Annotated in this window: 27 protein-coding genes; 15 read left to right on the top strand and 12 right to left on the bottom strand. The window is 71.7% G+C overall.

The genetic code is table 11. From position 1 onward, the window contains the following. Positions 1 to 69: 69 nt before the first annotated feature. Positions 70 to 441 (bottom strand): DoxX family protein, encoded by a 372-nt coding sequence (locus ACFWV3_RS18210; protein WP_382412485.1) that lies wholly within the window; start codon positions 439 to 441, stop codon positions 70 to 72. Between the two features lie 108 nt (positions 442 to 549). Here ACFWV3_RS18210 and ACFWV3_RS18205 point away from each other — a divergent pair, with 108 nt between their 5' ends. The 6 genes from ACFWV3_RS18205 to ACFWV3_RS18180 all read left to right on the top strand — a co-directional run bounded on the left by ACFWV3_RS18205 (position 550) and on the right by ACFWV3_RS18180 (position 6,710). After that, a complete protein-coding gene (locus tag ACFWV3_RS18205; RefSeq protein ID WP_382412483.1) occupies positions 550 to 918 on the top strand; it encodes a winged helix-turn-helix transcriptional regulator in 369 nt (122 codons plus the stop codon). Between the two features lie 309 nt (positions 919 to 1,227). Then, complete coding sequence (locus tag ACFWV3_RS18200) at positions 1,228 to 2,367, top strand: sensor histidine kinase (RefSeq protein WP_382412482.1); 1,140 nt, start codon at positions 1,228 to 1,230, stop codon at positions 2,365 to 2,367. Then, positions 2,364 to 3,023: a response regulator gene (locus ACFWV3_RS18195; RefSeq protein WP_382412481.1), complete on the top strand. Its 660-nt coding sequence runs from the start codon at positions 2,364 to 2,366 to the stop codon at positions 3,021 to 3,023. Before ACFWV3_RS18200 ends, ACFWV3_RS18195 begins: the two co-directional genes overlap by 4 nt. Before the next feature lie 140 nt (positions 3,024 to 3,163). Then, the gene (locus ACFWV3_RS18190; RefSeq protein ID WP_382412480.1) at positions 3,164 to 3,583 is read left to right on the top strand and encodes a hypothetical protein; all 420 of its coding nucleotides are present in this window, start codon (positions 3,164 to 3,166) and stop codon (positions 3,581 to 3,583) included. Continuing rightward, positions 3,583 to 4,320: an ABC transporter ATP-binding protein gene (locus ACFWV3_RS18185; protein ID WP_382412479.1), complete on the top strand. Its 738-nt coding sequence runs from the start codon at positions 3,583 to 3,585 to the stop codon at positions 4,318 to 4,320. Before ACFWV3_RS18190 ends, ACFWV3_RS18185 begins: the two co-directional genes overlap by 1 nt. Further along, a complete protein-coding gene (locus ACFWV3_RS18180) occupies positions 4,317 to 6,710 on the top strand; it encodes an FtsX-like permease family protein (protein WP_382412478.1) in 2,394 nt (797 codons plus the stop codon). The genes ACFWV3_RS18185 and ACFWV3_RS18180 overlap by 4 nt, the downstream gene beginning before the upstream one ends. Positions 6,711 to 6,716: 6 nt before the next feature. Here ACFWV3_RS18180 and ACFWV3_RS18175 read toward each other — a convergent pair whose 3' ends face one another. Further along, positions 6,717 to 7,310: a TetR/AcrR family transcriptional regulator gene (locus ACFWV3_RS18175; RefSeq protein ID WP_382412476.1), complete on the bottom strand. Its 594-nt coding sequence runs from the start codon at positions 7,308 to 7,310 to the stop codon at positions 6,717 to 6,719. Between the two features lie 93 nt (positions 7,311 to 7,403). Between ACFWV3_RS18175 and ACFWV3_RS18170 the strand changes: the two genes are divergently transcribed. Next, positions 7,404 to 8,132 carry an SDR family NAD(P)-dependent oxidoreductase gene (locus ACFWV3_RS18170; protein WP_382412475.1) on the top strand — a complete coding sequence of 243 codons (729 nt, stop codon included), beginning with the start codon at positions 7,404 to 7,406 and terminating at the stop codon, positions 8,130 to 8,132. Here ACFWV3_RS18170 and ACFWV3_RS18165 read toward each other — a convergent pair. The 4 genes from ACFWV3_RS18165 to ACFWV3_RS18150 form a co-directional block, all read right to left on the bottom strand. Further along, positions 8,129 to 9,184 (bottom strand): threonine aldolase family protein, encoded by a 1,056-nt coding sequence (locus ACFWV3_RS18165; protein WP_382412474.1) that lies wholly within the window; start codon positions 9,182 to 9,184, stop codon positions 8,129 to 8,131. The two genes, ACFWV3_RS18170 and ACFWV3_RS18165, sit on opposite strands and share 4 nt — an antisense overlap. Positions 9,185 to 9,219: 35 nt before the next feature. Continuing rightward, positions 9,220 to 10,095, bottom strand: a complete 876-nt coding sequence (locus tag ACFWV3_RS18160; RefSeq protein WP_382412472.1) for an SDR family NAD(P)-dependent oxidoreductase — start codon at positions 10,093 to 10,095, stop codon at positions 9,220 to 9,222. Then, positions 10,080 to 10,652 carry a TetR/AcrR family transcriptional regulator gene (locus ACFWV3_RS18155; protein ID WP_382412471.1) on the bottom strand — a complete coding sequence of 191 codons (573 nt, stop codon included), beginning with the start codon at positions 10,650 to 10,652 and terminating at the stop codon, positions 10,080 to 10,082. Before ACFWV3_RS18155 ends, ACFWV3_RS18160 begins: the two co-directional genes overlap by 16 nt. Positions 10,653 to 10,997: 345 nt before the next feature. After that, a complete protein-coding gene (locus tag ACFWV3_RS18150; protein WP_382412470.1) occupies positions 10,998 to 12,185 on the bottom strand; it encodes a serine/threonine-protein kinase in 1,188 nt (395 codons plus the stop codon). A 545-nt stretch (positions 12,186 to 12,730) separates the two neighbouring features. Between ACFWV3_RS18150 and map the strand changes: the two genes are divergently transcribed. Continuing rightward, complete coding sequence (gene map / locus ACFWV3_RS18145; RefSeq protein WP_382412469.1) at positions 12,731 to 13,510, top strand: type I methionyl aminopeptidase; 780 nt, start codon at positions 12,731 to 12,733, stop codon at positions 13,508 to 13,510. After that, positions 13,507 to 14,115, top strand: a complete 609-nt coding sequence (locus ACFWV3_RS18140) for a hypothetical protein (RefSeq protein WP_382412468.1) — start codon at positions 13,507 to 13,509, stop codon at positions 14,113 to 14,115. Before map ends, ACFWV3_RS18140 begins: the two co-directional genes overlap by 4 nt. 9 nt (positions 14,116 to 14,124) lie before the next feature. Here the strand turns inward: ACFWV3_RS18140 and ACFWV3_RS18135 are convergent, their stop codons facing one another. Continuing rightward, on the bottom strand, positions 14,125 to 14,925 hold the full coding sequence (locus tag ACFWV3_RS18135) for an ANTAR domain-containing response regulator (protein ID WP_382412466.1): 801 nt from the start codon (positions 14,923 to 14,925) through the stop codon (positions 14,125 to 14,127). Between the two features lie 249 nt (positions 14,926 to 15,174). After that, positions 15,175 to 16,023 (bottom strand): LysR family transcriptional regulator, encoded by an 849-nt coding sequence (locus ACFWV3_RS18130; RefSeq protein ID WP_382412465.1) that lies wholly within the window; start codon positions 16,021 to 16,023, stop codon positions 15,175 to 15,177. A gap of 70 nt (positions 16,024 to 16,093) precedes the next feature. On the opposite strand from ACFWV3_RS18130, the gene ACFWV3_RS18125 reads away from it, so the two are divergent. Both ACFWV3_RS18125 and ACFWV3_RS18120 read left to right on the top strand, forming a co-directional pair. Continuing rightward, positions 16,094 to 16,867 carry an NADPH-dependent F420 reductase gene (locus ACFWV3_RS18125; protein ID WP_382412464.1) on the top strand — a complete coding sequence of 258 codons (774 nt, stop codon included), beginning with the start codon at positions 16,094 to 16,096 and terminating at the stop codon, positions 16,865 to 16,867. Between the two features lie 149 nt (positions 16,868 to 17,016). Further along, positions 17,017 to 17,934 carry a TauD/TfdA dioxygenase family protein gene (locus ACFWV3_RS18120; RefSeq protein ID WP_382412463.1) on the top strand — a complete coding sequence of 306 codons (918 nt, stop codon included), beginning with the start codon at positions 17,017 to 17,019 and terminating at the stop codon, positions 17,932 to 17,934. Between the two features lie 45 nt (positions 17,935 to 17,979). On the opposite strand, the gene ACFWV3_RS18115 is transcribed toward ACFWV3_RS18120, so the two are convergent. From ACFWV3_RS18115 to ACFWV3_RS18100, 4 genes are read right to left on the bottom strand one after another with little or no spacing between them, the layout of a single operon-like run. Beyond that, positions 17,980 to 18,465, bottom strand: a complete 486-nt coding sequence (locus ACFWV3_RS18115; RefSeq protein WP_382412834.1) for a glutathione peroxidase — start codon at positions 18,463 to 18,465, stop codon at positions 17,980 to 17,982. Between the two features lie 51 nt (positions 18,466 to 18,516). Continuing rightward, the gene (locus ACFWV3_RS18110) at positions 18,517 to 19,347 is read right to left on the bottom strand and encodes a PaaX family transcriptional regulator C-terminal domain-containing protein (protein ID WP_382412462.1); all 831 of its coding nucleotides are present in this window, start codon (positions 19,345 to 19,347) and stop codon (positions 18,517 to 18,519) included. Positions 19,348 to 19,355: 8 nt separating this feature from the next. Further along, entirely contained in the window at positions 19,356 to 20,225 is an 870-nt protein-coding gene (locus tag ACFWV3_RS18105; RefSeq protein ID WP_382412461.1) for a fumarylacetoacetate hydrolase family protein, read from the bottom strand. Positions 20,226 to 20,258: 33 nt separating this feature from the next. Continuing rightward, positions 20,259 to 20,681 carry a RidA family protein gene (locus tag ACFWV3_RS18100; RefSeq protein WP_382412459.1) on the bottom strand — a complete coding sequence of 141 codons (423 nt, stop codon included), beginning with the start codon at positions 20,679 to 20,681 and terminating at the stop codon, positions 20,259 to 20,261. 40 nt (positions 20,682 to 20,721) lie between these two features. Between ACFWV3_RS18100 and ACFWV3_RS18095 the strand changes: the two genes are divergently transcribed. The 4 genes from ACFWV3_RS18095 to ACFWV3_RS18080 are packed head-to-tail and all read left to right on the top strand — an operon-like array spanning position 20,722 to position 26,066. Continuing rightward, positions 20,722 to 21,204 carry a cupin domain-containing protein gene (locus tag ACFWV3_RS18095; protein WP_382412458.1) on the top strand — a complete coding sequence of 161 codons (483 nt, stop codon included), beginning with the start codon at positions 20,722 to 20,724 and terminating at the stop codon, positions 21,202 to 21,204. Beyond that, positions 21,201 to 22,100, top strand: coding sequence for an acyl-CoA thioesterase (locus tag ACFWV3_RS18090; protein WP_382412456.1), 900 nt, complete (start codon positions 21,201 to 21,203; stop codon positions 22,098 to 22,100). The genes ACFWV3_RS18095 and ACFWV3_RS18090 overlap by 4 nt, the downstream gene beginning before the upstream one ends. Before the next feature lie 25 nt (positions 22,101 to 22,125). Further along, entirely contained in the window at positions 22,126 to 23,718 is a 1,593-nt protein-coding gene (locus ACFWV3_RS18085; protein WP_382412455.1) for an AMP-binding protein, read from the top strand. After that, the gene (locus tag ACFWV3_RS18080) at positions 23,715 to 26,066 is read left to right on the top strand and encodes a bifunctional salicylyl-CoA 5-hydroxylase/oxidoreductase (protein WP_382412454.1); all 2,352 of its coding nucleotides are present in this window, start codon (positions 23,715 to 23,717) and stop codon (positions 26,064 to 26,066) included. Before ACFWV3_RS18085 ends, ACFWV3_RS18080 begins: the two co-directional genes overlap by 4 nt. Positions 26,067 to 26,072: the final 6 nt, after the last annotated feature.

Below are 26,072 nucleotides of genomic sequence, written 5' to 3'. Positions count from 1 at the left end.
ACTCTACCCCGCTTGCATGACGGGTGGTGGATGGCCTGGGTCACACGCCCCTGGATCACGCGTTGCGGCTCAGAGGTCGAGGAAGCGCCCCACCGCCACGAAGGCCGCGAGCAGCAGCAGGACCACGTTGACGGGCAACGACTTGGTCTCGCCGTACTTGACGTGCACCCGCGCGGCGAGCACCTGCACGATCACCAGCCCGACCGCGGCGATCGGCGTGAGCACCGGGGCGATGCCGGTCAGCCAGGGCAGGACCAGTCCGAGCGCGCCGAGGACCTCGACGACGCCGATCCCCTTCACACCCGCGTCGGTCATGTCCTTCGCCCACTCGAACCGGCCGGACGCGACCATCTGCTCACGCGGCTGCACGATCTTCATGCCGCCGGCCGCCAGGTAGGCCGCCGCCAGCAGACCCTGGACCACCCACAGTGCGATGTTCACGAACTCTCCAATCCTTACCCTTTGTAAGTAGCCTCATGATGTGTTCGTGGTCGAAGGCGCACAAAAGGCACACGCGTGTATGTGTCCAGGACGGGAGGCATCGCTGTGATGGGGTTCACTCGCGGCCGCCCGTGCCCGCCGCCGATGAACGACGGCGGCGCGGTGCGCGAGGTGCTGGACCGCATCGGCGACAAGTGGAGCCTGCTGGTCGTGGGCGCGCTGCAGGCAGGCCCGCTGCGGTTCGGCGAGCTGGAGAAGCACGTCACCGGCGTCTCGCAGCGCATGCTCACGCTGACGTTGAAGCACCTCGTCGAGGACGGCCTGGTCAGCCGCACCGCCTACGCCGAGGTGCCGCCGCGGGTCGAGTACGCGGTGACCGAGCTCGGCAGGACGCTGGTGCCGCTGGTGATCGCGCTGGCGGAGTGGGCGCTGGAGCACAGCGACGAGATCAACGCGAACCGCTCGGCCCGGACTTAGCGCGCGCCGGCCTTGCCGGGCTGAGGTTGGTCTGCCGGCTCGGTACCAGCGCCGGTGTCCCGCCGTGGTCGCCGCCTCGCGCCGCCTCGCCTCGCGCCGCGCCGCCTCGCGCCGCCTCGCCTCGCCCCGCGCCGCTCCGCGCCCGCTCCGCCCACTTGTAGCGCCCCGCCGCCCCAGCCGGCTTCGCCCGGCACCGCAACGAGGTCCGCCCCGTCCCCCTCGCCGCCCCGTCCGCTCACCGCCGCGGCCCGCCCGGCCCCGGCCGCCTCCACCCCTCCGCCACCCCGGCCCGGTCTAGGGTCGGCGGCCATGGAGGACGGACCGCTCTTCCCCGCCCGCTGGTGGTGGGCGCTGCTCGACCTCGCGATCGCCACGTTCGTCGCGACGCTCGCGTTCCAGCACGTGCCCGTCTCGCTGACGCACACCCTCATCGGCTTCGGCATGGCGCTCTCGCTGCTGCTGCGCCGCCGGGCACCGCTCGTGGCCATGGCCCTGGTGTACGGGCTCGGCCTGCTGCAGCTCACCCTCACCCGCGAGCTCGCGCCGTACGACGTGGCGGTGCTGTTCACGATCGCGGCGGCCGTCACCTACGGGTCGGTCCGGCAGGCGTACGCGGTCGGGGCGGCGGTGGCCGCGGGGCTGGTCTTCACCTGGTTCGTGGACACCAGCACCGGCGACCCGCTCGTCTTCGGGCTCATCGTGGCGCTGGGCGCGGTGGTGTGGTCGGTGAGCCTCGTGCTGCGGCAGCGCAAGGACGCCGCCGAGCTCTACGCGGAGCGGGCGGCCGCCGCCGAGCGGGAGCGCGACCAGCTGGTCAAGCTCGCCGCTGCCGCCGAACGCGCCGCGATCGCCCGTGAGCTGCATGACGTCGTGGCGCACAGTCTTGCGGTGATGATCGTGCAGGCCGACGGCGCGACGTTCGTCGTGGAGAAGGACACCGGTCGTGCGCGCACGGCGTTGCAGACCATCGCCGAGATCGGTCGTGACGCGTTGGGGGACATGCACCGGATCGTCGCCGTGATGCGCGGGGACTCCGAGGAGGACGCATCGCCCACGCGACGCACTGGACTCGACCAGCTCGGCGTGCTGGCGGAGCGCGCGCGTTCGTCCGGTGTGGCGGTGTCGTTGCGCGTGGACGCTGACGGCATCGATGCCGCCGAGGAGCTGACGGTGGTTCGGCTGGTCCAGGAAGGCCTGACCAACGTGCTGCGGCACGCCGGGGCCGGGACCGCCGTCGAGGTCGACGTGCGGGCGCGGGACGATGAGGTCGAGCTGTCGATCACCGACGACGGTGCGGGGACGCCGGGCGGCCGCGAGGTCGGCGGCGGCAACGGGCTGGTCGGGATGCGCGAGCGGGTCCTGCTGCACGGCGGGCGGTTCTCGGCGGGTCCGGTGGGCGGGGGCTGGCGGGTGCACGCGGTGCTGGCGAGGAGGGTGCTGTCACGATGACGATCAGGGTCGTGCTGGTCGACGACCAGGAGCTGGTGCGCGCGGGGTTCGCGATGATGGTCTCGGCCCAGGACGACATGGAGGTCGTCGGCCAGGCGGGCGACGGGCGCCAGGCGCTCGCCCTGCTGGGCGCGGTCGAGGCCGACGTCGTGGTGATGGACCTGCGGATGCCGACGATGGACGGCGTCGAGGCCACGCGGGCGTTGCAGGCGCGGGGCGAGCTGCCGCGGGTCGTCGCGCTGACGACGTTCGACACCGACGAGGACGCGTTCGCCGCGCTGCAGGCGGGCGCCAGCGCGTTCCTGCTGAAGAACTCCCCGCCGGACGAGCTGCTCGGCGCGATCCGCGTCGTGGCGGCCGGCGACTCGGTGGTCGCGCCGCGGGTGACGCGCAAGCTGCTCGACCGGTTCGCGGGCAGGCTCGTGCCGGACCAGCGGCTCCGGGAGCGGTTCGCCGCGCTGACCGACCGCGAGCGCGAGGTGCTCGGCCTGGTCGCGGAAGGACTGTCCAACCAGGAGATCGCCGCCAGGCTGTTCCTCTCCGAGTCGACGGTGAAGAGCCACTTCGGCCGCGTGCTGCTGAAGCTCGACCTGCGCGACCGCGTGCACGCCGTGGTGTTCGCCTACGAGACGGGCCTGGTGCGACCGCCCAGCTGATCGGCCGTCCGGCCGGGCACCCGGTACTCGGGTACTGGTCGAAAGACCAGTGGAACCTCGACCGCGGAGCGATGTGCCGCGACCGGCACCACCGGAATAGTCGTCTCCCAGACAGGACAACACCTTTCTGGAGGATCTCGATGGACACGGGTGCGCGGAACAGGACGCTGCGGCTGGCGGCCTTCGCCCTCGCGGCGGTCGTCGTCGTGGGCGGCGTGGGCTTCGGCGTCAACTACGTCTGGCAGATCTCACGCGGACCCACGCAAGCGTCCGAAGTGGACTGCGATCTCGCGCAGGAGCTGATCGACAGGGCGAACGGGATGCCCTCGGACGCGGCTGCGGCCAAGGCTCTGGAAGCGGACATCCGGCAGGCCCGGTACTCCCGGTTCGAGAACGACGGCATCAGCACCGAGGTCGGCCGGTACGTGACGTGGAAGCTCGTGAAGGCGACCGGCGACGGCACGGTGCCGACGCGCGAGCAGTACGACGAGATGGTCGGCAACGCGCAGGCCCACTGCCGTGGCGAACGCGACCTCGCCCTTCCCGGGTACCTGTTCTGATGGACCACCCGAACTTCGCCGTGGTGGCGGAGGACCTCGTGAAGGTCTACGGCAGGGGCACGTCCGGCGTCCGCGCGCTCGACCACGTCAGCGTCGGCTTCGAGCGCGGCCGGTTCACCGCGATCATGGGCCCGTCCGGGTCGGGGAAGTCGTCGCTGCTGCACTGCCTGGCGGGCCTGGACACCGTCACGTCCGGCCGGGTGCTGGTGGGCGGCACGGACATCACGACGCTGTCCGACCGGGCGCTGACGGCGTTGCGGCGCGACCGGATCGGGTTCGTGTTCCAGTCGTTCAACCTCCTGCCGCAGCTCACGGCCGAGCGCAACATCACGCTGCCGCTCGACCTCGCCGGCAGGAAGGCCGACCGCTTGCGGCTGCAGCTCGTCGTCGACGTGCTGGGGCTCGCCGACCGGCTGGGCCACCGCCCCGCCGAGCTGTCGGGCGGCCAGCAGCAACGGGTGGCGCTCGCCAGGGCGCTGGTCACCAAACCGGACGTCGTGTTCGCCGACGAGCCCACCGGCAACCTCGACTCGCGCTCCGGCGCGGAGGTGCTGAGCCTGCTGCGGGCGTCGGTGAGCGAGTTCGGCCAGACCGTCGTGATGGTGACGCACGACCCCGAGGCCGCCGCGCGGGCGGACCGGGTCGTGCTCGTCGCCGACGGGCGGATCGTCGAGGACCTGCGCAAGCCGTCCGCCGCCGCGCTCCGGTCGTCGAGGCCGTCGGCGGGTGTGCGGTGACCGTGGCCGTGCTGCGCACGCAGCTCAGCGGCATCGCCCGCAGACCCGGCCGGCTGGTCCTGACCGGGTCGTCGGTGCTCGTCGCGTGCTTCCTGGTCTTCGGCGCGGTGCTGGCCCGCGACGTCGCCCTGCGCGCCGTCGCCGACTCCCTCAGCACGACCCCGGCCGCGACCGACGTCGTGGTGACGTCCGGGGGCGCCGACCGGTTCACCGCCGAGCAGCTCGCCCGCGTCCGCGCCACCCCCGGCGTGGCCGAGGCGGTCGGCCGGGTCGAGTCGGCGGTGCGGCTGCGCGGCGTGAACCGCACCTCCCTCACCGTCGTCGCCGATCCCGGGACCGGTCCGCTGTCGCGGGTCCGCCTGGTCGCGGGCACCTACCCGGCCGGTCCGGGTCAGGTCGCCGTGGACGAGCGCACGGCGGGCAGGTTCGCCGTCGGCACCGGGTCGCGCATCGCGCTGACGGACGGCGACCTGCTGGTGACCGGGATCGTCGCCGGGCCGGCCGACCCCGGTGAACGCGCCTACACCGTCGACTCCGCGGCGGCGTCGCTCGGCGGTGATACCGGGTACTCGCGGATCGACGTCCGGGCCGCCGGTGACGCCGCCGCCCTCGCTTCCGGGCTGGGCGAGGTCGTGGACCCCGGCCGGACCACGGCGATGAGCGTGCGGTCCGGTGCCTCCATGCGCGCGGCGGAGGTCAGGGACGCGTCCGGTCAGGTCGACCGGGTCTTCGAGCTGATCGCGATGTTCGTGGCGGTCTCGGTGCTGGCCGCGGCGCTCGTCGCCACCGCGACGTTCCGCATCGTCTTCACCCAGCGCACGCGGCAGCTCGCCTTGTTGCGCACGGTCGGTGCTCAACCGGGCCAGCTCGTGCGCGCGTTGATCGTCGAGGGGGCTGTCGTCGGTCTGGTGGCGGGTGTGGCCGGGGTGGCACTGGCTCAGGTCGCGAGCTATGGCGCGGTGGCGGTCGCACGGTCGTCGGGCGTGGAGATGCGCTGTCCGGACTTCCTGTGGGCGGCCGGGATCGCCGTGGTGGTGGGCTCGGTGCTGCTGACGGTGGGAGCGGTGACGGCTCCCGCCTTCACCGCCTCCCGCGCGGCGCCGTTGCAGGTGTTCCGCACCGCGCAGGCGGGGGAGTGCGGGCTCGGCGCGTACCGGCTGGTCACCGGTCTGGTGCTCGGGGTCGCCGCGGTGGGGCTCGTGTCCGTGCTGCTGACGGCGAGCCCGGCGGGCGAGAGCGAGGACGCGCTGGTCCGGCTGGTGCTCGCGGTGATGGCCACGTTCGGCGCGCTCGTCGCGCTCGGCCCGGCGCTGGTGTGCCCGGTCCTGCGCGTCGTGAGCTGGCCGGTGCGCCGCTTCAGCACGGTCGGGTCGCTGGCGGCGGGCGGGGTCGGCGGCGCACCCCGCCGTGCCGCGGGGGTGTCGGTGGTCGTCGCGCTCGGCGTGGCCCTGATCGTGGCCACGTTCGTCGGGACGAGCGGCATGACGGCCTACCTGGACGACAAGCTCGCCACCCGTGCCCCCGCGGACGTGCTCGTGTCCGCGGAGCCGGGGGTGAGCGCCTCGGCCGTGTCGGTCCTGCGCGCCTCGCCCGCGCTGAGGGACGTGACGACGTTCCGCACCGCCTCCGTGAAGCTCGGCGACCTGGACGCGCTGGCGCTCGACCTGCACGCACCGCCACCGGGGCAGGTGCACCTGGCGAGGTGGGCGGGCTCGTCGGTCGGCGACCGGGTCACGCTGCGCTCGGCGACGGGCGAGGTGACGCTGACGGTGACCGCGGTCCTGCCGAACGACGGACCGTTCTCGAGCGCCGCGCTGCTGGCCCCGGCCGACCTCGACCGCCTGGGCGCGTCCGGCGTCTCGGTGCTGGCCAACGCCGCCACACCGGGCGAACAGGGCCTGATCACCGCCCGCGACGCCGTCCGCGGCCTGGTCGAGGGCGCCGAGATCGGCATGCTGTCGGACCTGCGCGAGCAGGCCCGCGGCCAGGTCGCCGGCCTGCTGGCCGTGGCGCTGGGCCTGCTCGGCCTCACCGTGCTGATCGCGGTGGTCGGCGTCGGCACCACGACCGCCCTGTCGGTGCACGAACGCACCGGCGAGATCGGCCTGCTCCGCGCCCTGGGCCTGGGCAGGGGCGGCGTCCGGACGATGATCGCCACCGAGTCGGGCCTGTACGGCGCGCTCGGTGCGGTGCTGGGTCTGGTGCTGGGCGTGCCGTTCGCGTGGCTGGCGGTGTCGGCGCTGGACATCGGCGTGCCGCTGACGTTGCCGTTGCCGCAGCTGCTGCTGGTCGCCGTCGTGCTGGTGGTGGTCACCGGGCTGGCGGGGTTCCTGCCGGCGCGGAAGGCGGCGCGGGTCAGCCCGGTGGCGGCGCTGGGGACGGCGGACTGAGGGAGCTCAGGGGATCGGCCAGGTGCGCAGCGCCGTGTCGGCGATCCCCTGGAGGTCGGCCCTGCTCACCCCGCTGGACGCCTGGACCGCGATGCCGAACCCGATCGTGATGACGTAGAGGGCGAGCTTGCCGGCGTCGGTCCCGGCCGGCAGGTCGCCCTCCTCGACCGCGCGGCGGAACCGGGTCTCGAGGAGCTTGCGGCCGTTGTTGCGCCACTCGGACAGGATCTCGCGGGCGGGTTCGCCGGACTCGCCCGCCACCAGCGACCCCTGCACGCCCAGGCACCCCGTCGGGCCGCCCGGCTGGGTCGTGGTGCGCACCGCGCCGTCGAGGAACGCCCTGGCCACGTCGAACGCCGTCGGCTGCTCGACGGCGCGAATGCCGTAGGACGCCGGTCCCTCGTCGTAGCGGGCCAGGGCCTTGCGGAAGAGCTCCTCCTTGTTGCCGAACGCCGCGTACATGCTCGTCTTGGTGATGCCCATGGCGCTGGTGAGGTCGGCGAGGCTCGCGCCCTCGTATCCCTGCCGCCAGAACACGAGCATGGCCGCGTGCAACGCCTCGTCCGCGTCGAACCCCCTCGGCCTGCCGATCGCTGTCACGTCTCTCACCCTACCCCTTCGGTACCGATCGGTCCGGAAGTGCTACGGTCGATTTCAGTACCGATCGGTACGGAAGGGTTCTGAGGAGAGACAGTGGCTCAGTTCGAGGGCAAGACGGTGGTCGTGACCGGCGGGAGCAGCGGGATCGGCCTGGCCGCCGCCAGGAAGTTCGCCGGCGAGGGCGCGCACGTGTTCATCACCGGCCGGCGCAAGGCCGAGTTGGACGCGGCGGTGGAGGTCGTCGGCGACGCCACGGCCGTGCAGGGCGACGTCGCCGATCCGGCCGACCTCGACCGGCTCTACGACGCGGTGCGCGCCAGGGGCAGGGGAGTGGACGTGGTGTTCGCGAACGCGGGCATCGGCGGGTTCGCGACGCTGGAGGACACCACCGAGGAGCACTTCGACCAGCTCTTCGGCATCAACGTGCGCGGCACGCTGTTCAGCGTGCAGAAGGCGTTGCCGCTGCTCAACGACGGCGGCGCGGTGGTCGTGAACCTCTCGGTCCGCGGCGACGACGGTGTCGCGGCGTTCGGCACGTACTCGGCGACCAAGGCCGCGTTGCGCTCGTACGTCCGCACGTGGGCCAACGAGCTCAAGGACCGGGGTGTGCGCGTGAACGCGATCTCACCCGGCACGATCAGCACGCCCGCGTTCACCGGGCTGTCCGACGAGGCGCAGGCCGGCTTCGCCGCGAGGGTGCCGATCGGCAGGGTCGGGACGGCGGAGGAGGTCGCGGACGTCGTGGCGTTCCTCGCCTCCGGCCGGAGCAGCTTCGTGCTCGGCGCGAACCTGCACGTGGACGGCGGCGAGAAGCAGTTCTAGGCGCTCTCGAGCTCTTCCCGGATCACCGCGACGAAACCGTCCACGTCGGACTCGGTGGTGTCCCAGCTCGTCATCCACCGCACCTCGCTCGTCGCGATGTTCCAGTCGTGGAAGCGGACCCGCTTGCGGATCCGCTCCACGACGTCCGGCGGCACCGTCGCGAAGACCGCGTTCGCGGCGGTGTCCTGGGTGAAGGCCAGGCCCGGCAACGCTTCCGCCTCCAGTGCGGTGCGCAGGCGGGTGGCCATCGCGTTGGCGTGGGCGGCGGTGCGCACGCCCAGGCCGTCCTCGAACAGGGCGAGCAGTTGCGCCGAGGCGAACCGCATCTTGCTCGCGAGCTGCATGGTGGCCTTGCGCAGGTAGCGCAGCCCGGTGGCGCGGTCGGGGTCGAGCACGACGACGGCCTCCGCGCCCAGCAGCCCGATCTTGGTGCCGCCGAGGCTGAGCACGTCCACGCCCGCGTCGGTGGTGAAGTCGCGGAACGGCACGCCGAGCGCGGCGGCGGCGTTCCACAGCCGGGCGCCGTCGACGTGCAGGGCCATCCCGCGCTCGTGGGCGAACTCGCCGAGCGCGCGGACCTCGTCCGGCGTGTAGAGCGTGCCCATCTCGGTGGTCTGGGAGATCGTGACGGCCAGCGGCTGGGCGCGGTGCTCGTTGCCCCAGCCCCACGCCTCGCGCGCGACCAGGTCCGGGGTCAGCTTGCCGTCCTCGCTGGGCACCGGCAGCAGCTTCAGGCCCGTCATCCGCTCGGGTGCGCCGCCCTCGTCGACGTGCACGTGCGCGGTCGACGCCGCGACGACCGCACCCCAGCGCGGCAGCACGCTGGTCAGCGACAGGACGTTCGCGCCGGTGCCGTTGAAGACGGGGAACACCTCCGCGCGTTCGCCGAAGTGCTCGCGCACGACCTCCTGCAGCCGGGCGGTGTACACGTCGTCGCCGTAGGAGGCCTGGTGGCCCCCGTTCGCGGCGGCGATCGCGGCCATCGCCTCGGGCAGCACGCCCGCGTAGTTGTCGCTCGCGAACGCCCGCCGGCCGGTGTCGTGGATCGTCATGTCGCCAGTATCCGTGCCGCCCGGCATCCGTCCGGTCATGGGAGGACCGGATCCACCCCGGTCAGGTCGCAGCTCGCTGCCCACAGCCGCGCGGCCGTCTCCCGGTCGGTCATGTGCGCGTGCGGCCGTTCGACGTGAGGAGCCCCGCGCAGGCCGAACTGCCTGGGGCCGAGGAGCCGGCCGCCTTCGACGTCCGGATCGAGGACCGCGCGCACCGCGGGTCGTGCTCCGGCGTCCTTGCCGTGCAGCAGCAGGCCCGCGGGGTTGGGCCACCGCGACCCCTGGTGGACGCCAGGACGGGCAGGGGTCAGCGAGTCGAGCGCGCCACCGGGGTGCACGACGATGCTCCGGCAGGTGCTGCCCGCGGCACGCAGGCGGCGGTCCAGCTCGAAGCCGAAGCTCATCTGGGCGAGCTTGGACCGGCCGTAGGTGCGCTTCGGGTCGTAGTCCTTTCTCGACTGCAGATCGTCGAGGTCGAGACGTTCGGACCGCGCGGCGAAGCTGCCCGTGGTGACGATGCGCGCGCTCGTCAGGAGAGGCGTCAACCAGTGCACGAGCGCGAAGTGGCCGAGGTGGTTGGTGGCGAACATCAGCTCGTGGCCGTCGACGCTCTCGCGGCGCGGCGGATGGTCGAGCGCGATGCCGGCGTTGAGCACCACGGCGTCGAGGTGGTCGAGCCCGACGGCGTCCGCCGAGGACTTCAGCGAGTCGAGGTCGGCGAGGTCCAGCGGCATGTGCAGCACGGTCGCGTCCGGGGTGGTGGCGAGGATCGAGGCGCGGGCGGCGGTGGCCTTGGCCGGGTCGCGACTGCCCAGGACGACGGTGGCGCCCGCGGCGGCGAGCTGTTCGGCGACGAAGTAGCCGATCCCGGCGTTCCCGCCGGTCACGAGGACGTTCACAGTCCGGGCCATCCCTTCTTCAGGCGGTCGAACGCCTCCGCCAGCGCCGCCTTGCGGTCGGGCCTCGCCGCGGCGAGGTCCGGCGTCTCCAGGACGTAGCGGGCGAGCACGTGCAGGGAGTCGTCCGGGTCGGCCTGTCCGGCGACCTCGGCGAGCAGGCCCGCCAGGGTGTCGTGGCAGGCGATCCAGACCGTGCGCGCGTAGGCCCAGAGAGCGGGCGTGCCCATGATCAGGTCCATGCGGCGCTGGTACTCGGGCGGGAGGTTCTCGGCGAAGGGGGCGCGTGCGGCGAAAAACGCGTGCAGCGCGTCCAGTGCCGAGACGCCGTCTGCGCGCTCACGGACGGCCGTGGTGAGCGAGGCGGCCCGTTCGGTGCTGTCGTCGAGGACGAGTGCTTCCTTGCCTGCGGGGAAGTGCGCGAACAGCGTCGCCACCGCCGTGTCCGCCGCCTCGGCGATCTCCTTCACCGTCACGTTGTCGTAGCCGCGCGCGAGGAAGAGCTCCCACGCCGCGTCGGCCAGCGCCTGGCGGGTCATCGCCTTCTTGCGCTCGCGTCGTCCGGGTGCCATGACGCCACCATAGTCAGAACCGATCCGAAACTGAAACCGTTCTGGTTTTAAGCGTGAGTAACGATGCGAGCGATCGTCACGATCCGTTGTATATGGGGCGACAGGCAGTACAGGTCGAGTGGGAAGCGCGCGTTCGGGTCCGGTGTCTAGCGGTCCTGTTCCTCACCATCGCGGTCGTGCACGCGGCGCTCGCGGCGCTCGAGCACGTCTCGTGGCCGGTCGCCGTGGCCCTGGCCTGCTTCGTGAGCACGCTGGTGCTGGAAAGGGCGCAGGTCACGTGGGGGCTGCGCGGGCGTGACGCGGCCCGGCGGATCCTGCTGGACGGTCTCGCCGAGCTCCCGTACGTCAGTGGTTGCCCTTGCCAGGGCCCTTGTTCGGTTCCTGCTGCGGGCCGGGTCCCTTCGGCGGCTCGGCCCTGGGCGGTTCGGCCTTCGGCGCCTCGGCCTTCGGCGGCTCGACGGCCTTCCGCGTGACCTCGGCCGTCACCACGACGACCTGGGTCTGGATCTGCGGCTGCTGCTGCAGCATCTGAGGCGTGGGCTCGGCCTGGGTGGTCGGCCGGTCGGCGGCGACCTGCTCGGTGGTCGCCGAGGTGGACGGCGTGGTCGAGGCCGGCGCCGACTCGACGGGAGGCGTGGGCAGCACGACGGCGGCGACGCCCACCGCCGCGAACACGGCGACCGCGATCGGCCCCACGACCGCGGGACGCCGCCGCAGCACCGTCCCGGTCCGCGTGACCGGGTCACTCGGCTCGCGCAACGCCCGCGCGCACTCGGCCGCGGTCGGACGACGCCGCGCCGACAGCGATGTCATGGCCATCAGCAGGCGCCGGAGGTTCGCGGGCAGGTCGTCGGGGATCTCGGGCTGCCGGTGCAGCCGCGCGACCGCCGCCTCGATCTCACTGCCCTGGTACTCGCGCTGCCCGGTGAGGCACTCCAGCAGCACCAGCCCGAGCGCGTAGACGTCGACCGCCCCCGTGAGCTCCTCGCCGCGCACCTGCTCCGGCGAGAGGTAGGCGGCCGTCCCCACGACCTGGTCCGGCCTCGTGAGCCGGGTCGTGTCGATCACCCGCGCCAGTCCGAAGTCGGCGAGGTGCGTGTTGCCCTCCTGGTCCAGCAGCACGTTCGACGGCTTCACGTCCCGGTGCACGACCCCCATCGCGTGCACGTACGCGAGCGCGTCGGCGAGATCCGCCCCGATCCGCTTCACTTCCTCGACGTCCAGCGACCCGTCGCAGATCCGGTGGCGCAGCGTGCACCCGTCCACGAGCTGCAGGACGACGAACGGCGTGCCGTCGCTGGTCCCCGCGTCGTGCACCTGCACCAGCCGCGGGTGGGAGAGCGAGGCGAGCGTCTTGATCTCGTTGTCGAACCGCCGCTCGTGGGAGAGCTCGGTGCCGGCCTGGAACAACTTGACCGCGACGTGCCGGTGCAGCCGGGTGTCCCAGGCGCGCCGGACCTCGGCCATGCCGCCGGTGCCCAGCACGTCGGCGAGCTCGTACCTGTCCGCGAGCACGGGGTGTGGGGCGGGCATGGTGGCCTCTCCGTCGGCTGCCGTTGATCAGTTGTCCTCCGTGTTCCCTGGGACCAAGATCATCAATCTTTTCTTCGTTGGGGTGGTGGGGGTTTTGTGTTGGGGGGCTGTTGGCTGTGCGGGTTCCGGCGTGGTCGCCTATTGCGGTCGGGTTCCTGCTCCAGCGTGGGCGTGCACCTCGGACGAAGCATCGGGGTACATCGCCGCTCCGCGACGATCGCGATTGGGGCTTGACTTCGGGGCCCTTGCGAGGCGCTCTGTCGGCCGGAAAAGGCCGGATGCTTCGCACCCGGCCGATCTCATCAAGGGGTAGCACCTCGCACCCAAAGTCAAGCCCCAATCGCCAAACCACGAGTGGGTTCACCGCTACCCATCGGCGTCAGGTCTGCACGGCTCGCCTTCGGCATCGCGGTTGGAAGTGCGGGGGCGTTTCGGCTCGCTTCGCATCGCCACGAGGGTGCGTGGCTGATTGGTTGGTATTTCTATACCGCTTTGGCTAGGGTGAGCGGTATAAGAATACCGGCTCTAGAGCGTGAGGTAAGCAAGTGATCGAACTGAAGTCGCCCGCCGAGATCGAGCGCATGCACGTCACCGGGCGCTTCGTGGCCGAGGTCCTGACGGAGGTGCGTCGGATCGCCGACGTGGGTGTGAACCTGTTGGAGATCGAGCACCACGTGCGGGGCATGATCAAGGAGCGCGGCGCCGAGTCGTGTTACTGGGACTACGCGCCGTCGTTCGGTGAGGGGCCGTTCCGCAACGTGATCTGTCTGTCGGTGAACGATGCTGTGTTGCACGGGCTGCCGCACGACTACATCCTGCGGGACGGGGACGTGGTGTCGGCCGACTTCGCGGTCATGATCGACGGGTGGGCGGCTGACTCGGCGCGGACGTTCGTCGTCGGGGAGGCGGCTGAGGAGGACCTGCGGCTCATCAGGGCGACCGAGGAGGCGTTGGAGGCGGCGATCGTGGCGGCGGTGCCGGGGAACAAGGTCGGCGACATCTCGGCTGCTATCTGGGGTGTGGCGCAGGAGTACGGGTATCCGGTCAGCACCGAGTTCGGTGGGCACGGCATCGGGCGCACGATGCACGAGGACGTGCACGTGTCCAACAAGGGCAAGGCCGGGCGTGGGCTCACGCTGCGGACTGGGCTGACGCTCGCGCTTGAGCCGTGGTTCTGCCGGACGACCGATCAGATCGTCTACGACGAGGACGGGTGGACGATCCGGTCTGCCGACGGGTCGCGGACTGCTCATTCCGAGCACACGGTGGCCATTACGGACGACGGGCCTGTGGTGCTGACGCGGCGTGCGTCGGAGGTCGGGTGAGCAGTGCCGAGTGGGGCAGCGAGTTGGAGGCTCGGTGGGCGCACGCGTGGCGGCCTGAGGAGGTAGCCGCGCGGCTGGTAGGTGTCGAGGCGCCCTGGTACGTGGCGGCGGGGTGGGCGTTGGAGTTGTTCGTGGGTGAGCCGTGGCGGGCGCACGCGGATCTGGAGATCGGTGTGCCGGCGAACGGGTTCGGCGAGGTTCTCGCGCGGTTTCCCGGGGTTGTGCTCGACGTGCCGGTGGAGGGGCGGGTCTGGTTCGACGTGGCGCCCGAGGTGCTGGCCGTCACGCACCAGACGTGGCTGAGGGACCCGGCGACCGATGGGTACCTGTGCGACGTCTTTCGCGAGCCGAGCGAAGGGGACCTGTGGATCTGCCGGCGGGACGAGGGCATCCGGCTGCCCTACGGCGAGGTCGTCGAGCGCACGGCGGAGGGGGTTCCCTACCTCGCGCCGGAGCTGGTGCTCCTGTTCAAGGCAGGGGAGGTGCGGCCCAAGGACCAGGAGGACTTCGAGCTGGTGCTGCCGTTGCTCGGTTCGCGGCGGCTGAGCAGGCTGCGCGCGTGGCTGCGGCGGGGGCACCACGGGCATCCGTGGCTGGCGGCGTGACGCCGTCGGTCAGGAGCTCTTGACCGACTCGAGCAGTCTCGCCGCCACCTCGCGCAGCTTGGTGTTGGCCCGCTGCGACTGTTCCACCAGCATCTTGAACGCCTCGTCGGCCGTGCAGGCGTGGACGGCCATCAGCACGCCCTTGGCCTGTTCGATGGCGGCGCGCGACTCCAGGGCGCGTTCCAGGTGCTCCACCTTGCCGCGCGAGTGGGCCCAGCGCTGGGCGTTGGTGATCGTCGCGGAGGCGGCCGTGGTGAACAGGCGCATGAGGCCCTCGTCGAAGGGGTCGAAGGCCGCGGCGGTGTAGCTGTAGATGTTGAGCGTGCCCACGTGCTGGGCCTCGGTGCCGTCCGTCGCCGGCAGGATCACCGGTACGGACAGGTAGGCGCGGACGCCGGCGGCCAGGGCGGTCTTCTCGAACTCCGGCCACAGGTTCTGGTGCTCGCCGATCACCGCGCGCACGGGCTTCAGCTCGGTCGCCGACTCCAGGCAGGGGCCGCGGCCGGACTCGTACTGCGCCTCGTCCAGCCGCACGAGGTCCTGGTTGGTCGCCGCGGCGGTGCGGGGGCGTTCGGTCGTCACGACGGACACCGTCACCGCGTCGGCGTCGGGCACGGCCCTGGCCGCCGTCTCCGCGACCCGTTGCAGGGCGTCGTCGAGCGACTCCTCGCCGGTCACCGCGTCGTGCAGGTGGGTGAGCGCCTCGGCGGTCTCGTCGAGGCGCGCCAACGGGTCCGGCCGATCGCCCTCGGGCGACCGAACGGAACCTGCCTGCACGTAGTCCGCCATACCGCGGTGCTCCTCAGTCATCGGTGGAGTCCACGGCGCCGACTTCTTGACGCTCGCACAGCGCATACTAAAGCCACCGGCGGTCCCGAGCCCGGTCCGGGCGGACGCAAACCGGTGTGAAAACCGGCACCGGCGACGGGATGCTGGAGTGTTCAACATCCCGCGCCGGCGACGGCCCGGACCGTCCGAGGACGGTCCTTCCAGTGCGTACACGCGCGCGTGCACGGCGCTCCTTCAATACCCGGACGTCGTCGAGTTCAAGCCAGGAGATCACCAGTCGGCGAACGCGGCCACGTAGGACGCCACGCACGAGGCCGGTGTCGCGAGCGACGTCACGACGTGCCCGTCGATGACCAGGGGCGGGTCGAGCGGCAGCTGCCGCAGCCGGGGCGAGTCGCTGCCCAGCTGCTCCGCCGGGAGCAGCGTCCAGCCGCGCGGGTCGCCACCGACCTCGAACAGGACCGTGAGGAAGTCGCCCGCCGGCGGCCGCACCGGTGCGGCCGGGAGCGCGGCGACGATCGCGTCGAACAGCGGCGGGTCGGTCTCGCGGGCGGGCAGCCGCAGCCCGGCGGGGTCGAGGTCGGCGAGGCCGATCACCTCGTCGCCGGCGGCCGGGTGCTTGCGGGACACCACGACGTGCAGCGGTTCGGACCACGCGTGCGCCGCCGTCACGGTCGTGCTCGCGAAGGCGCCGCGGACGAGTGCCACGTCGAGCTCGCCGTTGCGGACGGCGTCGACGCGGGCGAGCACCGGGAGGTCGACCAGCTCGGGCTCGACGGCGCGCTGGTTCTCGAGCAGCCGGGAGAGGGCGCGGTCGAGGCGCGGCGTGACACAACCGGCCACGCCGATCCGCACGCTCGTGTCCAGCTCGCCGGCGACGAGCCGCACCCTGGCCGCGGCCGACAGCGTGTCCCTGGCCGCCGCGAGCACCCGGACACCGGCCGGGGTCAGCCGCACGGTCCTGGACGTGCGGTCGAGCAGCCGCACGCCCAGCTCGCGCTCGAACCGGGCGATCTGCTGGCTCACCGCCGACTGCACGATCCGCAGCCGCTTCGCCGCGTTGCCGAAGTGCAGCTCCTCGGCCACCGTGACGAAGTACTGCAACGTCCTCAGCTCCACACCCCAGATCTATCACACGACGTGATCGCTGCGTTCTCGTCTTGCTCGTTGTTCGCCCACGTCACCGCCGGTGGGATGGAGGCAGAACACCGAACGGAGAACAGACATGAGCACGTCCACCCTGGGCATCATCGGCACCGGATCCGTCGGGGCCGGGGTCGCCCGGCGCGCCGTCGACGCGGGTCTCCACGTCGTGGTGAGCAACTCGCGCGGCCCGGAGACGCTGACCGAGCTCGTCGCGTCGTTGGGCACCAACGCCCGTGCGGCCACACCGTCCGAAGTGGCACGCACGACCGATGTGATCCTCGCCGCCGTGCCGTTCGCCGCCCACGAGCAGCTCTCCCGCGCCGACCTCGCCGGGAAGATCGTCATCGACCCGATGAACTACGTGGTGACCGACGAGTGGCGCCGGCCGGAGCTGGACCGCGACGAGCTGACCTCCAGCGAGCTGGTGCAACGCCACCTCGCGGACTCGAAGGTCGTGAAGGCGTTCCACTCCATCGGCTCGCCGCAGACCAACCAGCTCTTCCGCGACCGGGGCGCCGCCGACCGCACCGCGCTCCCGCTGCACGGCGACCACCCCGAGGCGAACAAGGAGGTCGCGGCGCTGCTGGACGCCCTCGGGTTCGACGCCGTCGACCTGGGCCCGCTGGCCGGCAGCTGGCGCACCGAACCCGGCACGCCCCTGTACGCATCGGCGTACGTGGGCGAGCCGCCGACGGCCCTCACCCCGGCCGAGTGGGTCGCCTTCGTCCAGGCCGCGCCGGGGGTGCCGCTGTCCGCGGCGAGGCTCGAGGAGCTCGCCGCGGCGACCGAGCGCGGACCCGCGGGCTTCCGGTGGTGAGCACGTAGTCCGATGTGGACGGACCGGGTACCGGACCCGGTCCGTTCCAGCAGCTGGGAAGACCGGATTTCTTCCCGCGCACTGTTGCGGTGCCCGCGCGGACCTCAGCAGGGTGGGGGTGAGGCCCTTCTGCCCAAAGGAGATCCGCGATGACCGCACAGCTCTCGGACACCGTCACCGTGCACAGGCTCGGCGCGGGCATCGGAGCGAGGATCGACGGCGTCCGCTTGGGCGGCGACCTGCCGGCGGACACCGTCGCGGAGGTCAGGGCGGCGTTGCTGGCCAACAAGGTCGTCTTCTTCTCCGGCCAGCACCACCTCGACGACGCGGGCCAGCTCGCGTTCGCCCGGCTCCTCGGCGAGCCGACCCTGGCGCACCCGACCGTGAAGGGCGAGCAGCACGCCAACGTCCTGGCGATCGACTCGCAGCACGGCAAGGCCAACAGCTGGCACACCGACGTCACGTTCGTCGACCGCGTCCCGGCCATCAGCATCCTGCGGGCGGTCGAGCTCCCGCCCTACGGCGGCAACACGGTCTGGGCCAACACGGCCCGCGCCTACGCCGAGCTGCCCGAGGCGCTGAAGGCGCTGGCCGACCGCCTGTGGGCCGTGCACACCAACCTCTACGACTACGCCGCCCAGGTCGACGAGACCCGCGTCGGCGGCATCGACGTGAAGGAGCAGACCTACCGCGACGAGTTCGAGTCGCTGCGCTACGAGACCGAGCACCCGGTCGTGCACGTGCACCCGGAGACCGGCGAACGGGCCCTGCTGCTGGGCCACTTCGTGAAGAGGATCGTCGGCGTCAGCACGGCCGAGTCGCGCGCGATCTTCGACCTGCTGCAGAACCGGATCACCCGGCTGGAGAACACCGCGCGCTGGCAGTGGTCGGACGGCGACGTGGCGATCTGGGACAACCGCGCCACGCAGCACTACGGCGTCGCGGACTACGACGACGTGCGGCGGCGGCTCAACCGGATCACGATCGCGGGCGAGGTGCCGGTGAGCGTCGAGGGCGTGGCGAGCACGACGGTCGTGGGCGACGCGGCGCACTTCTCGGCGCTCTGACAGCGCGACCGGCGCGAGCCGCGTGGCTCGCGCCGGGAGTCCGCACTAGCGGAGCGCGGCCTCGATCGCCTCGACCACCGCGGGGTCCTCGGGCTCGGTCCGCGGCCGGAACCGGGCGAGCACCTCGCCGTCGCGCGACACGAGGAACTTCTCGAAGTTCCACTGCACGTCGCCCGCGGTCCCGTCGGCGTCGGCGTGGCCCACCAGCTCCTGGTAGACGGCGTGCCGGCCGGGTCCGTTGACCTCGATCTTCTCGAACAGCGGGAACGACACCCCGTAGGTGGCCGAGCAGAAGGTCGCGATCTCCTCGGACGTGCCCGGCTCCTGGCCCATGAACTGGTTGCACGGGAAGCCCGCGACGGTGAAGCCCTGGGCGCCGTACTTCTCCTGCAGCCGCTCCAGGCCGGCGTACTGCGGGGTGAGCCCGCAGCGCGAGGCGACGTTGACGACCAGCGCCACCTTGCCGCGCAACGCGCTCAGGTCGCCCTGCTCGCCCGCGAGGGTGCCGACCGGGATGTCGTAGATCTCCATGACGTCAACGTACTTCATCGTCCGCGGTCAGCCCGGCGACCGCGGCGCAGATCACCGCCCGTGGATCACGGCCAGCGCGTGCTCCCGCGCCGGCGCGCTCAGCGTCGTGTTGAGCTCCCCGAACAACGCCTCCGCCGTCACGCCGTTCCACCCCGGCGGCAGCAGCGACAGCGGCAGGCCGGGGTCGCTGTAGGGCAGGCGCCGCCACTGGGTCAGCATCGGCACGTACGTCCGGAACGCCTGCGCCGGGGTCGTCACGTCCTCGAGGACGACGGGCCGGTGGCGGCGCAGGAAGTCCGCGTACAGGTCGGCCAGCTCGTCGAGGTCCCACCACGCGCGCACCTTCGAGCGCAGGTCGCCGAAGCCGAAGTGCTGACCGGTGAACAGGTCGACGTACTCGGCCAGGCCGCGCCGCTCCAGCGTGCGGCGGGTCTCGCCGGCCAGGTTGCCGGGCGCGACCCACACGCCGGGCGCGGTGGTGCCGAAACCCAGCTGGGTGAGGCTGGTGCGCAGCGCGTGCCGCTTGTCGCGTTCGGACTCGGGCACGGAGAACACGACCACGAGCCAGCCGTCCTCGGCGGTGGCGCGGCGGCGTTCGAAGATCCGCGTGTCGCCCTCCGCGAGCAGCTCCAGCGTCTGCTCGGCCAGCGCGTACCCGGCGGCGCCGTCGCGGCGGTCGGCCACGACCACGCCGCGGCGCTTCAGCCGGGAGATCGACGAGCGGACCGCCTGGCCGTCCACGCCGAGCTCCGCCATCAGCTGCACCACCGACGCCACGGACAGCCAGTTGTCCTCGCCCCGCGCGTACAGGCCGAAGAGCGTGATGATGAGCGGGCCGAGCCGGTCGCGTCCCGGCTGGGCGACCTCCGCGTCGGCGTTCACCGCGAGGTTCAGCGCTCTCTCCCTCCCTGACCGAGATCCGTCGAGGTGACAGTGTTGCGCAGCTCGCCGAGGCCGCTGACACGAGTCACCACCACGTCGCCGTCGCGCAGGAAGACCTGCGGCTCGCGGGCGTTCCCGACGCCGCTGGGCGTGCCGGTCAGGATCACGTCTCCTGCGCGCAGGGTCATGCCCCAGCTCAGCTCGGCGATGATCCGGGCGAACGAGAACGCCATCTGCGTGCTGGACGCGTCCTGCATCAGCACACCGTTGACCTCGCACTGCACCCGCAACGCCCCGAGGTCCACCGAGTCGGTGGTCGTGATCCACGGGCCGAGGGGCATGGTCGCGTCGATGCTCTTGCCTTTGAGCCACTGGCCGCCGTGCGCGCGCTGGAGGTCGCGCTGGGAGACGTCGTTGGCGACGAGGAACCCGAACACGTGGTCCAGGGCCTTCTCCTCGGGGATCGACCGGCCGTCACGGCCGATGACCATCGCGATCTCGGCCTCGTAGTCCCACTTCTGCGACAACGCCGCGTCGTACGCGATGTCGTCGAACGGACCGATGACCGTGTCCGGGCCCTTGGTGAAGAACGTCGGGTGCTCCGGCAGCGACTCGGGTTCCTGCCCGCCGCGCTTGCCCTTCAGCTCCTCGAAGTGGTCGAGGTAGTTCCAGCCGGTGCACAGCACGTCGCGGCGGAAGCGGTGCAGCGGCGACTCCAGCCGCACCTCGGACAACGGCAGCACCTCGCCGGGAGTGCCTGTCGCTCCACCTCGCACGATGTCGTCCACGGTCGTGTCCAGCAGCGCGACCGACTGCTCCACGGCGTCCACGACACCGGCCCGGCGGACCCCGTCGACGGTCACGGATGCGAGCTTCATTATCGCGTCCCCATTTCGGTGATCATGAAAACGCTAGGGCTGGACGGGCGTGATCAGCCGGTCGTCCGGGATCACGGCCACGCCGAGGATCTCGATGAGCGCCTCCGGCTGCCACAGCGCGGTGCAGCCGATGCCCGCCATCGCCGGGTAGACCGGTCCGGCGAGCTCGCGCCAGACCTTGCCGATCTCCTTGCCGTGCGCCTGGTAGTCCGGGATGTCGGTGAGGTAGATCGTGATGCTGACCAGGTCCTCCGGTTCACCGCCCGCCGCGCGCAGCGTCGTCAGCACGTTGCCGAACGCCTGGCGGAACTGCTCGACGATGCCGCCGGGGACGATCCTCATGTCCGCGTCCAGGGCGGTCTGGCCGCCCAGGTGCAGGACGTTGCCGGCGAGCGTGCCGTGGGAGTAGCCGCTCGGGGCGGGAAGGCTGGCAGGGTTCACCGCGTGAGGCCTCATGAGTATTGACATTATCTGACGGCGGTGAAGAATGCGATATATGGAGCCTGACCTCAGCAAGTACCGGCTCGAGGGCGACAACTCGGTGTACCGGCTGCCCAGCGGGCTCGTCGCCCCGGTCGTGACGCGCGGCGGTGCCGAGAACCCGGACACCGCGGACTCCGGTGGCGCGGTCCGGATCTCGGGCGTGAGCATCCAGCACACCCCGGCCACGAGGCTGTGGTTCGGCAAGGTCACCAACGAGCCCGGCTACCGGTCGGTGACCCACCACCACGGCGAGGCCGAGACCGGCGGGTACGTGCTGTCCGGCCGGGCGCGGATCTACTTCGGCGAGCGGTTCGAGGACTACGTCGACATGGAGGAGGGCGACTGGGTGTTCGTGCCGCCGTTCATGCCGCACATCGAGTGCAACCTCGACCGGAACCGGCCGCTCACCTGGATGACCACCAGGACGCCGGAGAACATCGTCGTCAACCTCGACGACGTGCCGGACTCCGACCTGCGCGACTGGCTGACCCGATGACCGCCGGGACGGTCACGTCCGAGGTCTTCACGGCGGCCATCACGCTCAAGCCCACCGCGCCGCAGCACTTCAACCTCGCCTTCACCGCCGTCACCCAGCCCTGCCCGTGGCCCAAGGCGTACGGGGGAGACCTCGTCGCCGCCGCGGCCGCCGCGGCCATGCGGTCGGTTACCGACGGCAAGACGCTGCACTCCATGCACAGCTACTTCCTGCGGCCGGCCGACATCGGCGCCGAGGTGCGGTACGAGGTGGAGGTCCTGCGCGACGGCCGCGGCTACAGCACCCGGCAGGTCCGCGGCTACCAGAACGGCAAGCCCCTCTACGCCTGCCTCGCGAACTTCGCCGCCGGTGAGCCGGGCGGCAGCTTCCAGGCGCCGTTCGACGCCGTGGCGGACCCGGAGTCGCTGCCCAGCACGGCCGGCTACCTCGACGGGCGCGACGGCGGCACGATGACCGCGGAGTCGAAGGCCTACTGGGCCGGCGGCCGCAGCTTCGACATGCGGCACGTGCCCGGACCCGTGTACCTGGCGGTCGACGGCGAGAAGGTGCCGCACCAGGCCGTGTGGATCAAGCCGTTCGACCCGCTGCGCCCGGTCGACGGGCTGACGGACGCGCAACGCGACCTGGCCGCGCTCGCCTACGTGTGCGACTACACGATCCTCGAACCCGTGCTGCGCGTGCTCGACCTGCCGTGGGCCCGCCCCGGCCTGGTGACCGCGAGCCTGGACCACGCCATGTGGTTCCACCGCACGGGTCCGGTCGGCGACTGGCTGCTCTACGTGCAGGACGCGGTCGCCGCCGACGCGGGCCGCGGTCTGGGGCACGGTCGCTTCTTCACCCGCGAGGGCGTGCACCTCGCCACCGTTGCCCAGGAGGGCATGATCCGCGCTTCCTGACCCGCCGCCCGCGGAAGGACTCACCATGGACACCTTCGCCCGCGACCACCTCCCGCCCGCCGCGCTGTGGCCGGTGATCGAGTTCACCACGCCCGAGCTCACCTACCCGGACCGCCTCAACGCCGCCACGGAGCTGATCGACGTCCCGGCGGCGCGGTTCGGCGCCGACCGTCCCGCGCTGCGGACCCCGGCGGGGGAGGTGTGGACCTACGGCGAGCTGCTGACCCGGTCCAACCAGGTGGCGCGGGTCCTGGTGGAGGACCTCGGTCTCGTTCCGGGACAACGGGTCCTGCTGCGCTCGCCCAACAACCCGTGGACCGTGGCCGCGTGGCTCGGCGTGCTCAAGGCGGGCGGTGTCGTGGTGACGACGATGGCCGCGCTGCGCACCCGTGAGCTCGCGCCGATCGTGGAACGGACGCGTCCGTCGATCGCGGTGGTGGACGGGCGTTTCGCCGACGACGTCCGGGCCTTCCCCGCTCTGGAGGTCGTGGACCACGACGACCTCGCGGCGTGGGCCGCCGGGAAGCCGGGGGAGTTCACCGCCGTCGACACCGCGGCCGACGACGTGGCGTTGCTGGCGCCCACGTCCGGCAGCACCGGGGCACCGAAGATCACCGCGCACTTCCACCGCGACGTCCTGTCGATCGACAACACCTTCGGCCGGCACGTCCTGCGGCTGGACCAGGACGACCTGGTGGCCTGCACCGCGCCGTTCGCGTTCACGTTCGGCCTGGGCATGCTCGTCGTGTTCCCCTTGAGAGCGGGCGCGTGTGCGTTCCTGACGGAGGCCGCGACGCCGGTGCAGCTCGCGGACCTCGTCGCACAGCACGGAGTCACGGTGCTCGCGACGGCGCCCACCGCGTACAAGGCGATCCTGCGCGACGGAGCCGACGAGAAGCTGAGCGGGCTGCGCACCGCGGTGTCGGCGGGCGAACACATCCCGCGCGAGACCTGGGAACGGCTGCGCGACCGGCTCGGGCTCCGGGTGATCGACGGCATCGGCGCCACGGAGCTGTTGCACATCTTCATCTCCGCCGCGGGCGACGACATCCGTCCCGGCGCCACCGGGAAACCGGTGCCGGGCTACCGCGCCGCGATCCTCGACCCCGACGGCCTGGAGCTGGGACCCGGTGAACCGGGACGGCTCGGCGTGATCGGCCCGGTCGGCTGCCGCTACCTCGACGACGAGCGCCAGAAGGACTACGTGGTGAGCGGCTGGAACGTCACCGGCGACGTCTTCCACCGCGACGAGGACGGCTACTTCCACTACCACGCCCGCAGCGACCACATGATCGTCTCGTCCGGGTACAACATCGGCGGACCGGAGGTCGAGGAGGCTGTCGACACGCACCCCGACGTGCTGGAGTCCGCCGTCGTAGCGAAGCCAGACGACGAACGCGGCTCGGTCGTGTGCGCGTTCGTGGTGCTGCGCGGGGGCGTGGTCGGCGACGCCGCGAAGGCGCGGGAGATCCAGGACCACGTCAAGCGGACCATCGCGCCCTACAAGTACCCGCGCGAGGTCCGGTTCCTGGACGCGTTGCCCCGCAACGCGAGCGGCAAGCTGCAGCGGTTCGCGCTGCGCGAGACCTTCCAGGTCGAGGACGGGGTGACCGCATGAAGATCGCCGTCGTCGGGGGAGGCCCTGGCGGGCTGTACCTCGCCGCGCTGATGAAGCAGCTCGACCCCGCGCACGAGGTCACCGTCTGGGAACGCGAGGCGCCGGACGTCACGTTCGGCTTCGGCGTCGTGTTCTCCGACGAGACGCTCGGCGGCATCGAGAACGCCGACCCGGAGTTCGCCGCCGCGATGTCGCGCCGGTTCGCGCGATGGACGGACATCGACATCCACCACCGCGGCGAGACGCACACCGTGGGCGGGCAGGGCTTCGCCGCGATGAGCCGCAAGGAGCTGCTCCGCCTGCTGCAACAGCGGTGTAGTGACCTCGGCGTGGTGGTGCACTTCTCGACCGCGGCGCCGTCGGTGGACGAGCTGCGGTCGTCACACGACCTGGTGGTCGGCGCGGACGGGGTCAACTCGGTCGTCCGGCAGTCCTTCCCGGAGATCTTCCGGCCCGTGCTCGACCAGCGGCGCAACAAGTACATGTGGCTCGGCACGGACCTGGTGTTCGAGGCGTTCCAGTTCTTCGTCAAGGACACGGAGTGGGGCACCGTGCAGGTGCACGGCTACCCCTACTCCGACACCGGGTCGACGTTCATCGTCGAGATGCACGAGGACGTCTGGCGGCGGGCGGGGTTCGACACCGGCGAGCAGTTCCCGCCCGGCGTCTCCGACGAGCACGCCGTCGCGCGGATCCGTTCGCTGTTCGCGGACGAGCTGGCCGGGCACGAGGTGTTCGCCAACAACTCGAAGTGGCTCAGCTTCACCACCGTGCGCAACAAGCGGTGGCACCACGGCAACCTGGTGCTCGTCGGCGACGCCGCGCACACCGCGCACTTCTCGATCGGCTCCGGCACCAAGCTCGCGATGGAGGACTCGCTCGCGCTCGCCGCGTGCCTGCACGAGCACCGCGACGTCGCGGCCGCTCTCACCGCCTACGAGGCCGAACGCCGTCCCGTCGTCGAGTCCACGCAACGCGCCGCGCAGGCGTCGCTGGAGTGGTTCGAGAACATCGGCATGTACTCGGAGCAGGAGCCGACCCGGTTCTGCTTCAACCTGCTGACCCGGTCGCGCCGGATCACCTACGACAACCTGCGCACCCGCGACGCCGAGTTCGCGGACAGCGTCGACGCCGCTTTCGCTTCCTCGCAAGGGCTTCCGGACGTCGTCCCGGCGATGTTCCAGCCGTTCTCGTTGGGGAGCCTGGAGCTGAAGAACCGGGTGATCGTGTCGCCGATGGACATGTACTCGGCCGTCGACGGCGTGCCGGGCGACTTCCACCTCGTGCACCTGGGCTCCAAGGCGATGGGCGGCGCGGGGCTCGTGATGACCGAGATGGTGTGCGTGTCGCCGGAGGGACGCATCACGCCGGGCTGCACCGGCCTGTGGACCGACGAGCAGCGCGACTCGTGGGAGCGGATCGTGGCGTTCGTGCACGCGCGCAGCACCGCCAGAATCGGCCTGCAGCTGGGACATTCGGGCCGCAAGGGCTCGACGCGGCTGATGTGGGAGGGAATGGACGAGCCGCTGCCCTCCGGCGGCTGGGACGTCGTCGGTCCGTCCGCCCTGCCGTACGGACCGGGGTCGCCGGTGCCGTCCGAGCTCGACCGCGCGGCTTTGGACCGGATCACCGCCGAGTTCGTGGCCGCCGCCCGGCGTGGTGCCTCCGCGGGCTTCGACCTGCTGGAGCTGCACTGCGCGCACGGCTACCTGTTGTCGTCGTTCCTCTCGCCGATCGCGAACCAGCGCGCGGACGACTATGGCGGCTCGGTGGAGAACCGGTTGCGGTTCCCGTTGGAGGTGTTCGACGCCGTTCGTGCTGTGTGGCCTCGCTCGCGGCCGATGATCGTGCGCATCTCCGCCACAGACTGGGTGCCTGACGGCAACACCGAGCATGACGCCGTGGAGATCGCTCGTGCGTTCGTCGCCCATGGTGCGGACGGGATCGACGTTTCTACTGGGCAGGTCACGGCTTCCGAACGGCCGGCGTACGGGCGGTCGTACCAGACGCCGTTCGCTGACCGGATCCGTCACGAGGTTCCTGGTGTCGCTGTCATCGCTGTTGGCGCTATTGCGTCTTATGACGACGTGAACTCGATTCTGTTGGCGGGGCGGGCAGATCTGTGTGCGTTGGGGCGTACGCATCTCTATGACCCGCATTGGACGTTGCACGCTGCGGCTGAGCAGGGCTTTGCCGGTTCTGAGTGGCCGGTTCAGTACCGCGCTGGCAGCCGTCGGCCGCCGTCTGCTCGTACTGACGCCGTGCGGCCGCGGTTGTCGTTGTTGCGGGCGGAGGAGCCGGACCAGGCGGTGCACCTGCGCTGGAAGCCCCGGCTCCACGCCGGGTGAAGTCCT

Origin of the sequence: Lentzea sp. NPDC059081, from assembly GCF_042738015.1 — a bacterium.
In the GTDB taxonomy this organism is placed as follows: Bacteria; Actinomycetota; Actinomycetes; order Mycobacteriales; family Pseudonocardiaceae; genus Lentzea.
Note: the sequence above shows the minus strand (reverse complement) of the source record. Positions and strands in the feature narration are given on the sequence as shown.

Bases quoted from the DNA above. Each gene is read 5' to 3' on its own strand.
- ACFWV3_RS18085 (WP_382412455.1), top strand. From the start codon at position 22,126: ATGGACACCTTCGCCCGCGACCACCTCCCGCCCGCCGCGCTGTGGCCG.
- ACFWV3_RS18100 (WP_382412459.1), bottom strand. From the start codon at position 20,681: ATGAGGCCTCACGCGGTGAACCCTGCCAGCCTTCCCGCCCCGAGCGGC.
- ACFWV3_RS18165 (WP_382412474.1), bottom strand. From the start codon at position 9,184: ATGACGATCCACGACACCGGCCGGCGGGCGTTCGCGAGCGACAACTAC.
- ACFWV3_RS18195 (WP_382412481.1), top strand. From the start codon at position 2,364: ATGACGATCAGGGTCGTGCTGGTCGACGACCAGGAGCTGGTGCGCGCG.
- ACFWV3_RS18080 (WP_382412454.1), top strand. From the start codon at position 23,715: ATGAAGATCGCCGTCGTCGGGGGAGGCCCTGGCGGGCTGTACCTCGCC.
- ACFWV3_RS18115 (WP_382412834.1), bottom strand. From the start codon at position 18,465: ATGGAGATCTACGACATCCCGGTCGGCACCCTCGCGGGCGAGCAGGGC.
- ACFWV3_RS18150 (WP_382412470.1), bottom strand. From the start codon at position 12,185: ATGCCCGCCCCACACCCCGTGCTCGCGGACAGGTACGAGCTCGCCGAC.
- ACFWV3_RS18095 (WP_382412458.1), top strand. From the start codon at position 20,722: ATGGAGCCTGACCTCAGCAAGTACCGGCTCGAGGGCGACAACTCGGTG.
- ACFWV3_RS18190 (WP_382412480.1), top strand. From the start codon at position 3,164: ATGGACACGGGTGCGCGGAACAGGACGCTGCGGCTGGCGGCCTTCGCC.
- ACFWV3_RS18160 (WP_382412472.1), bottom strand. From the start codon at position 10,095: ATGGCCCGGACTGTGAACGTCCTCGTGACCGGCGGGAACGCCGGGATC.
- ACFWV3_RS18135 (WP_382412466.1), bottom strand. From the start codon at position 14,925: ATGACTGAGGAGCACCGCGGTATGGCGGACTACGTGCAGGCAGGTTCC.
- ACFWV3_RS18185 (WP_382412479.1), top strand. From the start codon at position 3,583: ATGGACCACCCGAACTTCGCCGTGGTGGCGGAGGACCTCGTGAAGGTC.
- ACFWV3_RS18120 (WP_382412463.1), top strand. From the start codon at position 17,017: ATGACCGCACAGCTCTCGGACACCGTCACCGTGCACAGGCTCGGCGCG.
- ACFWV3_RS18105 (WP_382412461.1), bottom strand. From the start codon at position 20,225: ATGAAGCTCGCATCCGTGACCGTCGACGGGGTCCGCCGGGCCGGTGTC.
- ACFWV3_RS18090 (WP_382412456.1), top strand. From the start codon at position 21,201: ATGACCGCCGGGACGGTCACGTCCGAGGTCTTCACGGCGGCCATCACG.
- ACFWV3_RS18200 (WP_382412482.1), top strand. From the start codon at position 1,228: ATGGAGGACGGACCGCTCTTCCCCGCCCGCTGGTGGTGGGCGCTGCTC.
- ACFWV3_RS18155 (WP_382412471.1), bottom strand. From the start codon at position 10,652: ATGGCACCCGGACGACGCGAGCGCAAGAAGGCGATGACCCGCCAGGCG.
- ACFWV3_RS18205 (WP_382412483.1), top strand. From the start codon at position 550: ATGGGGTTCACTCGCGGCCGCCCGTGCCCGCCGCCGATGAACGACGGC.